Annotated in this window: 12 protein-coding genes; 6 read left to right on the forward strand and 6 right to left on the reverse strand. The window is 71.1% G+C overall.

Going from position 1 to position 12,783, the window contains the following annotated elements; translation table 11 throughout:
- Nucleotides 1–50 precede the first annotated feature (50 nt).
- Complete coding sequence (gene groL / locus ACGFRF_RS13105) at nt 51–1,679, forward strand: chaperonin GroEL (protein WP_393739136.1); 1,629 nt, start codon at nt 51–53, stop codon at nt 1,677–1,679.
- Nucleotides 1,680–1,739: 60 nt separating this feature from the next.
- Here groL and ACGFRF_RS13110 read toward each other — a convergent pair whose 3' ends face one another.
- The 3 genes from ACGFRF_RS13110 to ACGFRF_RS13120 form a co-directional block, all read right to left on the reverse strand.
- On the reverse strand, nt 1,740–2,447 hold the full coding sequence (locus tag ACGFRF_RS13110) for an ester cyclase (RefSeq protein ID WP_393739138.1): 708 nt from the start codon (nt 2,445–2,447) through the stop codon (nt 1,740–1,742).
- A gap of 74 nt (nt 2,448–2,521) precedes the next feature.
- A complete protein-coding gene (locus ACGFRF_RS13115; protein WP_393739140.1) occupies nt 2,522–3,295 on the reverse strand; it encodes an SDR family NAD(P)-dependent oxidoreductase in 774 nt (257 codons plus the stop codon).
- A gap of 75 nt (nt 3,296–3,370) precedes the next feature.
- Nucleotides 3,371–4,039 carry an MOSC domain-containing protein gene (locus tag ACGFRF_RS13120; protein ID WP_393739142.1) on the reverse strand — a complete coding sequence of 223 codons (669 nt, stop codon included), beginning with the start codon at nt 4,037–4,039 and terminating at the stop codon, nt 3,371–3,373.
- Nucleotides 4,040–4,119: 80 nt separating this feature from the next.
- Here ACGFRF_RS13120 and ACGFRF_RS13125 point away from each other — a divergent pair, with 80 nt between their 5' ends.
- Complete coding sequence (locus ACGFRF_RS13125; protein WP_393739144.1) at nt 4,120–5,028, forward strand: LysR family transcriptional regulator; 909 nt, start codon at nt 4,120–4,122, stop codon at nt 5,026–5,028.
- 82 nt (nt 5,029–5,110) lie between these two features.
- Here ACGFRF_RS13125 and ACGFRF_RS13130 read toward each other — a convergent pair whose 3' ends face one another.
- A complete protein-coding gene (locus ACGFRF_RS13130) occupies nt 5,111–5,440 on the reverse strand; it encodes a WhiB family transcriptional regulator (RefSeq protein WP_393739146.1) in 330 nt (109 codons plus the stop codon).
- 380 nt (nt 5,441–5,820) lie between these two features.
- Here ACGFRF_RS13130 and ACGFRF_RS13135 point away from each other — a divergent pair, with 380 nt between their 5' ends.
- The 4 genes from ACGFRF_RS13135 to ACGFRF_RS13150 all read left to right on the forward strand — a co-directional run bounded on the left by ACGFRF_RS13135 (nt 5,821) and on the right by ACGFRF_RS13150 (nt 10,708).
- Entirely contained in the window at nt 5,821–6,432 is a 612-nt protein-coding gene (locus tag ACGFRF_RS13135) for a response regulator transcription factor (protein WP_003948568.1), read from the forward strand.
- 709 nt (nt 6,433–7,141) lie between these two features.
- Entirely contained in the window at nt 7,142–7,729 is a 588-nt protein-coding gene (locus tag ACGFRF_RS13140; RefSeq protein WP_393739148.1) for a sigma-70 family RNA polymerase sigma factor, read from the forward strand.
- Nucleotides 7,730–7,959: 230 nt separating this feature from the next.
- Nucleotides 7,960–9,468: an IMP dehydrogenase gene (guaB, locus tag ACGFRF_RS13145; RefSeq protein ID WP_393739150.1), complete on the forward strand. Its 1,509-nt coding sequence runs from the start codon at nt 7,960–7,962 to the stop codon at nt 9,466–9,468.
- A 115-nt stretch (nt 9,469–9,583) separates the two neighbouring features.
- A complete protein-coding gene (locus ACGFRF_RS13150; protein WP_393739152.1) occupies nt 9,584–10,708 on the forward strand; it encodes a GuaB3 family IMP dehydrogenase-related protein in 1,125 nt (374 codons plus the stop codon).
- A gap of 70 nt (nt 10,709–10,778) precedes the next feature.
- Here the strand turns inward: ACGFRF_RS13150 and ACGFRF_RS13155 are convergent, their stop codons facing one another.
- Complete coding sequence (locus tag ACGFRF_RS13155) at nt 10,779–11,342, reverse strand: hypothetical protein (RefSeq protein ID WP_393739154.1); 564 nt, start codon at nt 11,340–11,342, stop codon at nt 10,779–10,781.
- Between the two features lie 184 nt (nt 11,343–11,526).
- Entirely contained in the window at nt 11,527–12,735 is a 1,209-nt protein-coding gene (locus ACGFRF_RS13160; RefSeq protein WP_393739156.1) for a nucleotide sugar dehydrogenase, read from the reverse strand.
- Nucleotides 12,736–12,783 lie beyond the last annotated feature (48 nt).

Consider the following 12,783-nt stretch of genomic DNA (forward strand, 5'->3'; position numbering starts at 1 on the left):
GGCGCAGTGTCTTTTTACTCCCACAGATTTCCGAGAGGGCTCCCGCTGTCATGGCGAAGATCCTGAAGTTCGACGAGGACGCCCGTCGCGCCCTCGAGCGCGGCGTCAACAAGCTGGCCGACACGGTGAAGGTGACGATCGGCCCCAAGGGCCGCAACGTCGTCATCGACAAGAAGTTCGGCGCCCCGACCATCACCAACGACGGTGTCACGATCGCCCGCGAGGTCGAGATCGAGGACCCGTACGAGAACCTCGGCGCGCAGCTGGTGAAGGAGGTGGCGACCAAGACCAACGACATCGCTGGTGACGGCACCACCACCGCCACCGTCCTGGCCCAGGCGCTCGTCCGCGAGGGTCTGAAGAACGTCGCCGCCGGTGCCTCCCCGGCCGCCCTGAAGAAGGGCATCGACGCCGCGGTCAAGGCCGTCTCCGACGACCTGCTCGCCACGGCCCGCCCGATCGACGAGAAGTCCGACATCGCCGCCGTGGCCGCGCTGTCCGCCCAGGACCAGCAGGTCGGCGAGCTGATCGCCGAGGCGATGGACAAGGTCGGCAAGGACGGTGTCATCACCGTCGAGGAGTCCAACACCTTCGGCCTGGAGCTGGACTTCACCGAGGGCATGGCCTTCGACAAGGGCTACCTGTCGCCGTACTTCGTGACGGACCAGGAGCGCATGGAGGCCGTCCTCGACGAGCCGTACATCCTCATCACGCAGGGCAAGATCTCCGCCATCGCGGACCTCCTGCCGCTGCTGGAGAAGGTCATCCAGTCCAACTCCTCCAAGCCGCTGCTGATCATCGCCGAGGACGTCGAGGGCGAGGCCCTGTCGACCCTGGTGGTCAACAAGATCCGCGGCACCTTCAACGCCGTCGCGGTGAAGGCCCCCGGCTTCGGCGACCGCCGCAAGGCGATGCTGCAGGACATGGCCGTCCTCACCGGCGCCACCGTCATCTCCGAGGAGGTCGGCCTCAAGCTCGACCAGGTCGGCATCGACGTGCTCGGCTCCGCCCGCCGCGTCACCGTCACCAAGGACGACACCACGGTCGTCGACGGCGCCGGCAAGTCCGAGGACGTGCAGGGCCGCGTCGCCCAGATCAAGGCCGAGATCGAGAACACCGACTCCGACTGGGACCGCGAGAAGCTCCAGGAGCGCCTCGCGAAGCTGGCCGGCGGCGTGTGCGTGATCAAGGTCGGCGCCGCCACCGAGGTGGAGCTGAAGGAGAAGAAGCACCGTCTGGAGGACGCCATCTCCGCGACCCGCGCCGCGGTCGAGGAGGGCATCGTCTCCGGCGGTGGCTCCGCCCTGGTCCACGCCTCCAAGGTCCTCGAGGGCAACCTCGACAAGACCGGCGACGAGGCCACCGGTGTCGCCGTGGTCCGCAACGCCGTGGTCGAGCCGCTGCGCTGGATCGGCGAGAACGCCGGCCAGGAGGGCTACGTCATCGTGTCCAAGGTCAAGGACCTGGACAAGGGGCAGGGCTACAACGCCGCCACCGGCGAGTACGGCGACCTGATCAAGGCCGGCGTCATCGACCCGGTCAAGGTCACCCGCTCCGCCCTGGAGAACGCCGCCTCCATCGCCTCCCTGCTGCTCACGACCGAGACCCTGGTCGTCGAGAAGAAGGAAGAGGAGCCGGCCGAGGCGGGCCACGGCCACAGCCACGGCCACGCCCACTGACGCGCTCTCAGCGCTGAGGCCCGGCACCCCGTTCGGGGTGCCGGGCCTTCGCCGTGCCGCCTACTGCTCCAACTCGTCCAGCGCACCCAGCTGCTGCATCAGTCCCAGCTGGTCGTGCTGCCACCACAGCTCGGCGATCTTGCCGTTCTCGCCGAACCGGAAGACGGTCGTCCCGGTCATCGTCACCTGCCGGCCGGTGTTCGGCAGGCCCAGGAACTCGCCCTTCTGGATGCCGCCCCACCTCCAGCGCGCGCAGGCCCGCTCGCCCTGGGCGAACACCTCCTCGACCGTGAACCTGCAGTCGAAGGCCGCGCGCCACATCCGGAACTCGGCGCGGACGCTGTCCAGCCCGATGGTGTCCTGCGGGTTCACCGGGTCGTGACTGTGGATGTCCTCGTCCAGCAGGTCGTTGAGCGGAGACAGCTCACCCGGCGCCCCGAGCGCCTCGAAGAGACGCCGCACGGTGTCCTCGGCCAGTTGCTCGTCCCGTACGACGTCCAGGTCGATGAACGTCGGCATCTCGTCGCACAGGGCGACCATCCCCTGGAAGATCTTGTCGGTCTCCGGGAGGTTCGAGTTCCGCATCGCCTCTTCGTACGACGGGAACTCCACCACTTCGACGATGTGCGACGCGTCCGACCGGTCCTTGCCGACCAGTGCGTGCGTCGCCGTCCGCTTCCCCTTGGTCTGCGCGACCCAGTCGTCCATCAGCCGGTTCATCTCGTCCAGCCGGCTCGTCCTGCACTCGATGAGCTGTACGAAGGTCATGACGCCGCCTCCGGTCCCTGGCCCGGTTTCCGTCACCCTCATTTTCGCACCGGGGCGGCAGCGCCACCCGTCCGCTACTGCGGCCCGTACTTGCGCCCGGTTTTGGAGGAGACCCCGCCCAGCAGCCCGCGGGGCGTCACCTTCACCAGACCCATCAGCGCCTTGTACCGCGGGTCCGGGATGGACACCGACTTGCCGCGCGCCAGGTCCGCCAGCGCCGCCGCGACCAGCTTGTCGGCGTCCAGCCACATCCAGCCCGGGATGTTGTCCGTGCCCATCCCGGCCCGCTGGTGGAACTCGGTGCGCACGAATCCCGGGCACAGAGCCATCAGCCGCACCCCGGTGCCCGCCAGGTCCTTCGCCGCGCCCTGCGTGAACTGCACGACCCAGGCCTTCGACGCCCCGTACGTGCCCCGCGGCACGAAGGCGGCCACCGAGGCGACGTTGACGACTCCGCCCCGCCCGCGCTCGCGCATCGCCGCGGCCGCCGCCGACGTCAGCCGGAGCACCGCCTCGCAGTGCACCTTGAGCATCTTCAGCTCGTCCGCCATCGGCACGTCCAGATAGCGGCCCTTGTTGCCGAAGCCGGCGTTGTTGATCAGCAGGTCGACCGGGTTCTTCCGGTCGCCGAGCCGGTCGGCGACCGCCTCGATGCCCTTGTCCTCGGACAGGTCGGCGGTCAGCACCTCCACCTCGATGCCGTGCCGGTCGTGCAGTTCGGTCGCCTGTTCGCGCAGCCTCTTGGTGTCCCGCGCCACCAGGACGAGGTCATGCCCGTCAGCCGCCAGCCGCCGCGCGAACGCGGCACCGATCCCCGCGGTCGATCCCGTAATCAGAGCCGTTGTCATGACCCAAGCGTAGTGACCCGGACCCACCGCGCCCGCTGCCGCGGCGGCCTCCGCGACGACCCCGCCGACGCCGCCTCAGCCCCCGTACCGCTCGGCGTACTCGCGGGCCGCCGCCAGTGTCTCCGTGTGCAGCGCCTCGCCCGCGGCGAGCAGTCGCGGCAGCAGTTCCCGCTCGGTGGTGACCGCGCGGAACTGCATCGCCGCCGTCACCCCGTGCTCCGGCCGGTGCACGATCTCGACCGGATCACCCGCCCGTATCTCGCCCGGTTCGATCACCCGCAGGTAGGCACCGGTCGCGCCCTTCCGGGTGAACCTCTTCACCCATCCCCGCTCGCCCAGATGGCCCTGGAACGTACGGCACGGGATCCGACCCGAGGTCACCTCCAGCACCACCTCGGGACCGATCCGCCAGCGCTCGCCGATCAGCGCGCCGGAGACGTCCAGACCGTCCGTCGTCAGGTTCTCGCCGAAGCACCCGTTGGGCAGCGATCGGCCCAGTTCGCGCTCCCAGCCGTCGAGGTCCTCGCGCGCGAACGCGTACACCGCCTGGTCGTGGCCGCCGTGGTGCCGCCTGTCGCACACCGCGTCCCCGGCGAGCCCGCTCGCGCCGAACCCCTTAGGGCCCGGCGCCGCCACCCGGACCGGCCCCTCGGCCGGCTTCTTGTCGATGCCCGTCACACCGTCCGGCTGGTCCGTGTACGGCACCGGCTGCGGGCGGCCCAGGTTGACCGAGAGAAGCTTCATGTCCCGCACGCTACGTGACCGACCTCAAAGCGTCGAGCGAATATGTGCCGCCGCCCCCAAGCAGCCCTTATGCTCAGGGGGTGATCGAGGCCCGTCATCTCCGCGTCCTGCGCGCCGTCGCCACCACCGGTTCCTTCTCGGCGGCGGGGCGCGAACTGGGTTGCACCCAGCCCGCGGTCAGTCAGCAGATGAAGGCCCTGGAAGCCTCGGTCGGCACCCCGCTGCTGGTCCGCAGCGGCCGCGAGATGCGCCTCACCCAGGCCGGTGAGGCCCTGGTACGGCACGCCTCCGGCATCCTCGCCGGGCTCACCGCGGCCGAGGAGGAGGTCGCCGCCATCGCCGGCCTCAGGGCCGGCCGGGTCCGGCTGGTCTCCTTCCCCAGCGGCAGCTCCACCCTGGTCCCCACCGCCCTGGCCGCCCTGCGCGCCGCCCACCCCGGCACCCGCGTCTCACTGGAAGAGGCCGAGCCCCCGAAGTCCGTGGAACTGCTGCGCGAAGGCGACTGCGACCTGGCCCTCGCCTTCCGCTACGAGGGCGCCGCGGCCGCCGAGGACTGGGACGACCTGGTCGTACGGCCCTTGCTGACCGACCGTCTGGTGGCCCTCGTGCCCGAGCGGCACCGGCTCGCGCGCGCGGAGGCCGTCGCCATCGGCGAGCTGGCCCAGGAGCCCTGGATCGCGGGCTGTCCGCGCTGCCGCGGCCAGCTCGTGCAGGTCTGCGAGGGGGCCGGATTCACTCCGCGCATCGACTTCGCGACCGACGACTACCCGGCGGTGGTCGGCCTGGTCGGCGCGGGGCTCGGGGTCGCGGTACTGCCGCAGCTGGCGGTGGAGTCGGTACGGCCGAGGGGGGTGTGCGCGGTGCGGCTGGAACCGGCGGTGCGACGGGAGATCGTCGCTCTCACCCTGCCCGACCTGGCGCAGGTGCCGACCGTGGCGGCGACGCTGGAACAGCTGGCCCGGGCGGCCCGGACGACCGGGCGTTCGTAGGGGGCTCCGGCAGAGTCACGGGCACGCACGCGCGTGCCCGGGGGAGCGAGTGCATCCGGGATACGGATGCAGAAACGTTACTTCAGTGGTGCGGGGCGGTGTCCCCGTTGGTGGTCGACGCCGACACCAGACGGTTGCGTGCCCGTCCCATCAGCTCCTCGCGCTCGTCCTCGGTCAGGCCGCCCCAGACCCCGTACGGCTCGCGCACCGCCAGGGCGTGCGCCGCGCACTCCGCACGGACCGGGCACCTCATGCAGACCTCCTTGGCCGAGTTCTCGCGAGCGCTCCGAGCCGCCCCGCGCTCGCCCTCCGGGTGGAAGAAGAGCGAGCTGTCCACCCCGCGGCAAGCAGCCAGCAGCTGCCAGTCCCACAGGTCCGCGTTCGGTCCGGGAAGGCGGGAGAAATCTGCCATTACGTGACCCCTTGTAGCCGTTCTGGGCGGATACGGTGCCAATGACCGTACATGTCCGGTCTAAGGAGATGAAAATATGACTCATTGCGAATCTAGCTCCAGACACCGAGAAACGGGAGCAAAAACGGCTAAATGGGGCATTCGTTGTGATGAAAAGTTGAGGGTCCGCCGCCATGTCTCCACCGTGTCGGCGCCCTCACGTAGAGTGCCGAAGACGGTACGCAGCCCCGTAACTCTTTCGAGTGACCGTCGTTGAGAGTGCGGAGGCGGTTGAAAAAACAAGCGCTCGGGCAGGCGTCCGAGACGGTCGACCGCACAGGTGACGATTCCGTACCAGCCTGGAGGCTCAAGGTGACGCGCATCAGCTGCGGAGGGCGGTCATGACATCCGTCCTCGTCTGCGACGACTCCCCGCTTGCCCGAGAGGCGCTCCGCCGCGCGGTCGCGACCGTGCCCGGTGTCGAGCGAGTGACGACGGCGGCCAACGGCGAGGAAGTCCTCCGCCGCTGGGGCGCCGACCGCTCCGACCTCATCCTGATGGACGTGCGCATGCCCGGACTGGGCGGCGTCGAGACCGTTCGCCGGCTGCTGTCCGCAGACCCGGGCGCCCGCATCATCATGCTCACCGTCGCCGAGGACCTCGACGGCGTGGCCCTCGCGGTCGCCGCCGGCGCCCGGGGCTACCTGCACAAGGACGCCTCGCGCGCGGAGCTGCGGGCCACCGTGACCCAGGCGCTGGCCGACCCGACCTGGCGGCTGGCCCCGCGCCGGCTCCGCTCGGCCGAGATGGGCGCCGCGCCCACGCTCACCGCGCGTGAGATCCAGGTCCTGGAGGGCATGAGCCACGGCCGCTCCAACGCCGAGATCGGCCGCGAACTGTTCCTCTCCGAGGACACCGTCAAGACCCACGCCCGGCGCCTGTTCAAGAAGCTCGGCGCCTCGGACCGGGCCCACGCCGTGGCGCTCGGCTTCCGCTGGGGTCTGGTCCGGTAGGACATGGGCAGCCCTGCGGGGCAGGTGGGACCGGACCGCACCGGGCACCTCTCCCGAGGCCGGGAACGGCTCCGCCTTTCTCGACGGCGGCCGGACGACACGTCGGGGTCCGGGCGGTGCGCGGTACGCCCCTCGCGGATGCGGGGCTGCCCGGCATCGGGGGCGCACCCGTGCGTCCGGTCCGCCCACGAGTGCTTGCGCGACACGCCGTCGGCCGGCCTTCCGGTCCCGGCCGGGATCGGAGGCGTGGGCCGCGCCCGCACCGTCGTTCCGGGCCGTGCCCGGCCGTCGGCGAGGTCCGTGTCACCTCGGGCGCCTGCGCCTCGGGTGCCCCGGGGCGGCGCGCGGCTGCGCGGAGCCGGTTGCCGGCACGGCGCAGGCCGAGTCCCCTCCTCGGCACGGGTGGAGGCACCCGTGGCGGGACCGCTCGACGGGGGCCGGGGCGCACGCGCGCCGGCCGGGTCCGCGTCGGGCGTACGACCCCGCCGGACGTGCCGGCGGGCGGTGTGCAAGGCGACCCGCCGGACGCCCGCTGCTCGTTTCGGCGCGGATGCCGCATCCTTGAGGTGTGGAGTCTCTCGGGGACGAGTCGGTCGAGCGGAAGGGGAGGGCGCAGGGGATGAGTGCCGGCGCACCTGCTCATAACGCTTCGGTGCACAACCACGAACACGATGCGACGGACCGGACGGCCGCAGGGCACCATGGACCGATGCGCGACGACGAGGCGGGCACGGCCCACGGGGGGATCGGTGCGCTCGTGCATCGCGCCGTCGACGGGGACGAGCAGGCCACGCACGATCTGCTCGCCCATGTCCACCCGCTGGCCCTGCGCTACTGCCGCACCCGGCTGTCCCGGCTTCCCGGCGACGCGCGCCACTTCGTCGAGGACCTCGCCCAGGAAGTCTGTGTGGCGGTCCTCCTCGCCCTGCCCCGCTATCGCGACACCGGTCGGCCCTTCGAGGCGTTCGTCTTCGCCATCGCCTCCCACAAGGTCGCCGACCTGCAGCGCGCCGCGATGCGCCACCCGGGCTCCACGGCCGTCCCCTCGGACGAGATGCCGGAGCGCCCGGACGACTCCCTCGGCCCCGAGGAGCGCGCCCTGCTCAGCAGCGACGCCGAGTGGGCCAAGAAACTGCTGGCCAATCTCCCGGAGAACCAGCGGGAACTGCTCCTGCTGCGCATCGCCGTGGGCTTGACCGCGGAGGAGACGGGGCAGATGTTGGGAATGTCACCCGGGGCGGTACGGGTCGCCCAGCACAGGGCGCTGAGCCGTCTGCGCGCCCTGGCCGAACAGTAGACAGACCTCTTCGCGCCGCGACGTCGATCGGCGCCAACGGCGCAAGTGGGCGGTGCCGGGCCCGCGTCAGCCCGCTGCGGCGGCTTCCGCACCATCCGTATGAACAACCGCGCCCACGGTTCCGTACGAACATACGAAGCGCGAACTCACTCGGCACCGTGGAATTTGCTAGCGACGCTTCCCGTTAGCATGGACATCCGCACCGATCAAGGCCATTTGGGGAAGGTGTCATGACTGCCAACGTCGACGGAGTGCCCGGTAAATTCGCGACACTCGGGCTGACCTACGACGACGTGCTGCTGCTGCCGGGCCCGTCGGACATGGCACCCGACGAGATCGACACCGCCTCGTACGTCTCGAAGAACGTGCGGGTCAACATCCCGCTGCTGTCCGCCGCCATGGACAAGGTGACCGAGTCCCGCATGGCGATCGCGATGGCCCGCCAGGGCGGCGTCGGCGTCCTGCACCGCAACCTCTCCATCGAGGACCAGGCCAACCAGGTCGACCTGGTGAAGCGCTCCGAGTCCGGCATGGTCACCGACCCCATCACCATCCACCCGGACGCCACGCTCGCCGAGGCCGACGCGCTGTGCGCCAAGTTCCGCATCAGCGGCGTCCCGGTGACCGACGGCGACAAGAAGCTCCTCGGCATCGTCACCAACCGTGACATGGCCTTCGAGAGCGACCGCAGCCGCCGTGTGCACGAGGTCATGACCCCGATGCCGCTGGTCACCGGCAAGGTCGGCATCTCCGGCCCCGAGGCCATGGAGCTGCTGCGCAAGCACAAGATCGAGAAGCTGCCGCTGGTCGACGACGAGGGCATCCTCAAGGGCCTGATCACCGTCAAGGACTTCGTCAAGGCGGAGAAGTACCCGAACGCCGCCAAGGACGCCGAGGGCCGCCTCCTGGTCGGCGCCGCGGTCGGCGTGGCCGGTGACGCCTTCGAGCGCGCCCAGGCCCTGATCGAGGCGGGTGTCGACTTCATCGTCGTGGACACCGCGCACGGTCACTCCCGGCTGGTCGGCGACATGATCGCCAAGATCAAGTCGAACTCCTCCGGCGTCGACGTCATCGGCGGCAACGTCGCCACGCGCGACGGCGCCCAGGCCCTGGTCGACGCGGGCGCCGACGGCATCAAGGTCGGTGTCGGACCGGGCTCCATCTGTACGACCCGGGTGGTCGCCGGCGTCGGCGTCCCGCAGGTCACCGCCATCTACGAGGCCGCGCTGGCCGCCAAGGACGCCGGTGTCCCGGTGATCGGCGACGGCGGTCTGCAGTACTCCGGCGACATCGCCAAGGCGCTGGTCGCGGGCGCCGACACGGTGATGCTCGGCTCGCTGCTCGCGGGCTGCGAGGAGTCCCCGGGCGAGCTGCTGTTCATCAACGGCAAGCAGTTCAAGTCGTACCGCGGCATGGGATCGCTCGGCGCCATGCAGACCCGTGGCGACCGCAGGTCGTTCTCCAAGGACCGCTACTTCCAGGAGGGCGTCGCCTCCGACGAGCAGCTGATCCCCGAGGGCATCGAGGGCCAGGTGCCCTACCGCGGCCCGCTGTCCTCCGTCGTCCACCAGCTGGTCGGCGGTCTGCGCCAGTCGATGTTCTACGTCGGCGGCAGGACCGTGCCGGACCTCCAGGCGAACGGCCGTTTCGTGCGGATCACCTCGGCGGGTCTGAAGGAGAGCCACCCGCACGACATCCAGATGACGGTCGAGGCGCCGAACTACAGCGGCAAGAAGTGATCCACGCGCGCGTGGAGCCTGTCTGAGGGCGGCCCCGGGTTCTCCGGGGCCGCCCTCGGCATGGGCGTCGGCGATACTGGAAGACGCTGAAACGCATCAGGGAAAGGCCACAGACGTGACTGAGATCGAGATCGGGCGCGGCAAGCGCGGCCGCCGGGCGTACGCCTTCGACGACATCGCCGTCGTCCCCAGCCGCCGTACGCGGGACCCGAAGGAGGTCTCGATCGCCTGGCAGATCGACGCCTACCGCTTCGAGCTGCCGTTCCTGGCCGCCCCCATGGACTCCGTCGTCTCCCCGGCCACCGCCATCCGCATCGGCGAGCTGGGCGGCCTCGGCGTGCTCAACCTCGAGGGCCTGTGGACGCGGTACGAGGACCCGCAGCCGCTGCTGGACGAGATCGCCGAGCTGCCCGTCGACCGGGCGACGCGCCGTCTGCAGGAGATCTACGCGGCTCCCATCAAGGAAGAGCTGATCGGCGCCCGCATCAAGGAGGTGCGCGACTCCGGCGTGGTCACGGCGGCCGCGCTCTCCCCGCAGCGCACCGCCCAGTTCTCCAAGGCGGTCGTGGACGCGGGCGTGGACATCTTCGTCATCCGCGGTACGACGGTCTCTGCGGAGCACGTGTCGTCCTCGCACGAGCCGCTGAACCTGAAGCAGTTCATCTACGAGCTGGACGTCCCTGTGATCGTCGGCGGCTGCGCCACGTACACCGCGGCCCTGCACCTGATGCGCACCGGCGCGGCCGGTGTCCTGGTCGGTTTCGGCGGCGGCGCCGCGCACACCACGCGCAACGTCCTCGGCATCCAGGTCCCGATGGCCACCGCCGTCGCCGACGTGGCCGCGGCCCGCCGCGACTACATGGACGAGTCCGGCGGCCGGTACGTGCACGTGATCGCCGACGGCGGTGTCGGCTGGTCCGGCGACCTGCCCAAGGCGATCGCCTGCGGTGCCGACGCGGTGATGATGGGCTCCCCGCTGGCCCGTGCCACGGACGTGCCCGGCAAGGGCCACCACTGGGGCATGGAGGCGGTCAACGAGGAGCTGCCCCGCGGCCAGAAGGTCGACCTCGGCACGGTCGGCACCATCGAGGAGGTCCTCACCGGCCCGTCCCACACCCCCGACGGCTCCATGAACTTCTTCGGTGCCCTGCGCCGCGCCATGGCCACGACCGGCTACAGCGAGCTGAAGGAGTTCCAGCGGGTCGAGGTGACGGTGGCGGACAGCCAGCACCGGCGCTGACCCGTTCGACGCGAAGGGCCCGGCCACCGGACGATGCGGTGGCCGGGCCCTTCTGCGTGCGGGCGAGGGGTCAGGCCGCGGCCTTCTTGGCGCCCGAGAACGCGGCGAACGCGGCGATGGCGAAGAAGACGAAGGTGAGCGGGTCGGCCTCTTCCTTCCAGACCTTCTGGACCACGTCGAAGTGCTGGAAGAACAGCTCGCCGAAGCCCACGCCCAGCTGGTCGGCACCGATCATGGCCTCGCCGACCAGCTGGCCGATGTAGACCGAGCCCAGCGCGAGGACGGCGCTGACGACCGCGAGAGCCGGGTTTCGGCCACCGGCCTTGCCCGCCGCGAGACCGATGACGAAGCCGACGCCGACGGCCGCCCAGCCGATCTCGTGCTTGGTGGCTCCGATGATGACGCCGTACAGCGCGGCGGCGGCCACGGCGGTGACGACCGCGGCGACCAGGCCGAGGGCGAGGTTGTTCCGGGCCGGCGCGGGGGCCGCGGGCGGCGCGGCGAAGGCGCCCGGCTGCGGCGGGTACGGCGTGCCGGGCGCACCCGGCGCCCCGGCCGGGGCCTGCTGGGCGTACGGGTTGCCGTCGACCGGACCGGACTGCGGCGGCTGAGGCGGCGGAGCTGACTGGCTCATGACAGAAATCCCCCCGATGTGGAGCACTGCTGATGGGAACGGAAGACCCGCGCGCACGCGTGTGCGGCAAGTTCGGGGGAGACTAACAGTCGGGAACGACAACGCCCTGGCTGTTTTTCGCCCGTGACCGCTTTCCCTGTGCGACCGTTCTCCGTTCGTGACCGTTCCCCGCCCCTGAGCCCCCTCAGAGCCGGTGCGCCGCCCCCGTGGGCGTGGCCCCCCGCGTGTCCAGCAGCAGCTGGGCCTTCACCGACAGGCCCTGCAGGTCGTAGGTGCGGTGCTGCTGGAGCAGGATCGTCAGGTCGGCGTCGGCGGCCGCCTCGTACAGGGAGTCCGCGCGCGGGACCGGCCGGTCCAGGACGTTCCATGCGGGCACGTACGGGTCGTGGTAGCTCACGGAGGCGCCCAGTTCCATCAGCCGGATCGCGACCTCCTGCGCCGGCGTGCCCTGCTGGTCGGCGAGGTCGGCCTTGTACGTGACGCCGAGGAGCAGGATGCGGGCACCGCGCGCGGACTTGCCGTGCTCGTTCAGGAGGGTGGCCGCGCGCTGCACGACGTAGCGGGGCATGCGGTGGTTGACCTGCTGGGCCAGCTCCACCATCCGCAGGGTGCGGGTGGCATGGCCGGTCAGGTCCTGCGGGACGCCGTGGCCGCCGACGCCCGGGCCCGGCCGGAACGCCTGGAAGCCGAAGGGCTTGGTCTCCGCGCAGCGGATGACGTCCCACAGGTCGACGCCCAGCTCGTGGCAGAGGACGGCCATCTCGTTGACCAGCGCGATGTTGACGTGCCGGAAGTTGGTCTCCAGCAGCTGCACCGTCTCCGCCTCGCGCAGCCCGCGCGCGCGTACCACCTTGTCGGTGAGCCGGCCGTAGAACGCGGCGGCCGATTCGGTGCAGGCGGGCGTGAGGCCGCCGATGACCTTGGGTGTGTTGGCGGGGGTGTGGTCGCGGTTGCCGGGGTCCACCCGGCTGGGGGAGTAGGCGAGGTGGAAGTCGCGGCCGGCGCGCAGCCCCGAGCCCTTCTCCAGCAGCGGGCGCAGGAACTCCTCCGTCGTCCCCGGCAGCACCGGCGACTCCAGGATGACCGTGGTGTGCGGGCGGAGCCGCTCGGCCAGGGCGCGGGCCGCGGCCTCCACCTGGCCGAGGTCGAGTCCGCCGTCGGCGCCGCGCGGGGTCGGCGCACAGATCACGGCCGTGCGCACCCGGCCGAGCTGGGCCGGGTCGGTGCCGGGCCGGAAGCCCCCGGAGTGCATCCGGCGCAGCTCGGCGGGACTGAGCGAGCCCGCCTCCGGGCCGGTGGCGTAGCCGACGGTGTGGATGCCTGCGGCGACGGCGGCCTGGGCCAGCGGCAAGCCGTAGGGGCCGAGTCCGATGACGGCGAGGTCTGCGGGCATGGCGTGGGCCGTCCTTCCCAGTAACCGAAGCGGGACAGGTGCGCAACC

The organism is Streptomyces sp. NPDC048521 (assembly GCF_043199855.1).
GTDB lineage: Bacteria > Actinomycetota > Actinomycetes > Streptomycetales > Streptomycetaceae > Streptomyces.

Bases quoted from the DNA above. Each gene is read 5' to 3' on its own strand.
- ACGFRF_RS13110 (WP_393739138.1), bottom strand. From the start codon at position 2,447: ATGACCTTCGTACAGCTCATCGAGTGCAGGACGAGCCGGCTGGACGAG.
- groL (WP_393739136.1), top strand. From the start codon at position 51: ATGGCGAAGATCCTGAAGTTCGACGAGGACGCCCGTCGCGCCCTCGAG.
- ACGFRF_RS13155 (WP_393739154.1), bottom strand. From the start codon at position 11,342: ATGAGCCAGTCAGCTCCGCCGCCTCAGCCGCCGCAGTCCGGTCCGGTC.
- ACGFRF_RS13130 (WP_393739146.1), bottom strand. From the start codon at position 5,440: ATGGCAGATTTCTCCCGCCTTCCCGGACCGAACGCGGACCTGTGGGAC.
- ACGFRF_RS13120 (WP_393739142.1), bottom strand. From the start codon at position 4,039: ATGAAGCTTCTCTCGGTCAACCTGGGCCGCCCGCAGCCGGTGCCGTAC.
- ACGFRF_RS13135 (WP_003948568.1), top strand. From the start codon at position 5,821: ATGACATCCGTCCTCGTCTGCGACGACTCCCCGCTTGCCCGAGAGGCG.
- guaB (WP_393739150.1), top strand. From the start codon at position 7,960: ATGACTGCCAACGTCGACGGAGTGCCCGGTAAATTCGCGACACTCGGG.
- ACGFRF_RS13160 (WP_393739156.1), bottom strand. From the start codon at position 12,735: ATGCCCGCAGACCTCGCCGTCATCGGACTCGGCCCCTACGGCTTGCCG.
- ACGFRF_RS13115 (WP_393739140.1), bottom strand. From the start codon at position 3,295: ATGACAACGGCTCTGATTACGGGATCGACCGCGGGGATCGGTGCCGCG.
- ACGFRF_RS13140 (WP_393739148.1), top strand. From the start codon at position 7,142: ATGCGCGACGACGAGGCGGGCACGGCCCACGGGGGGATCGGTGCGCTC.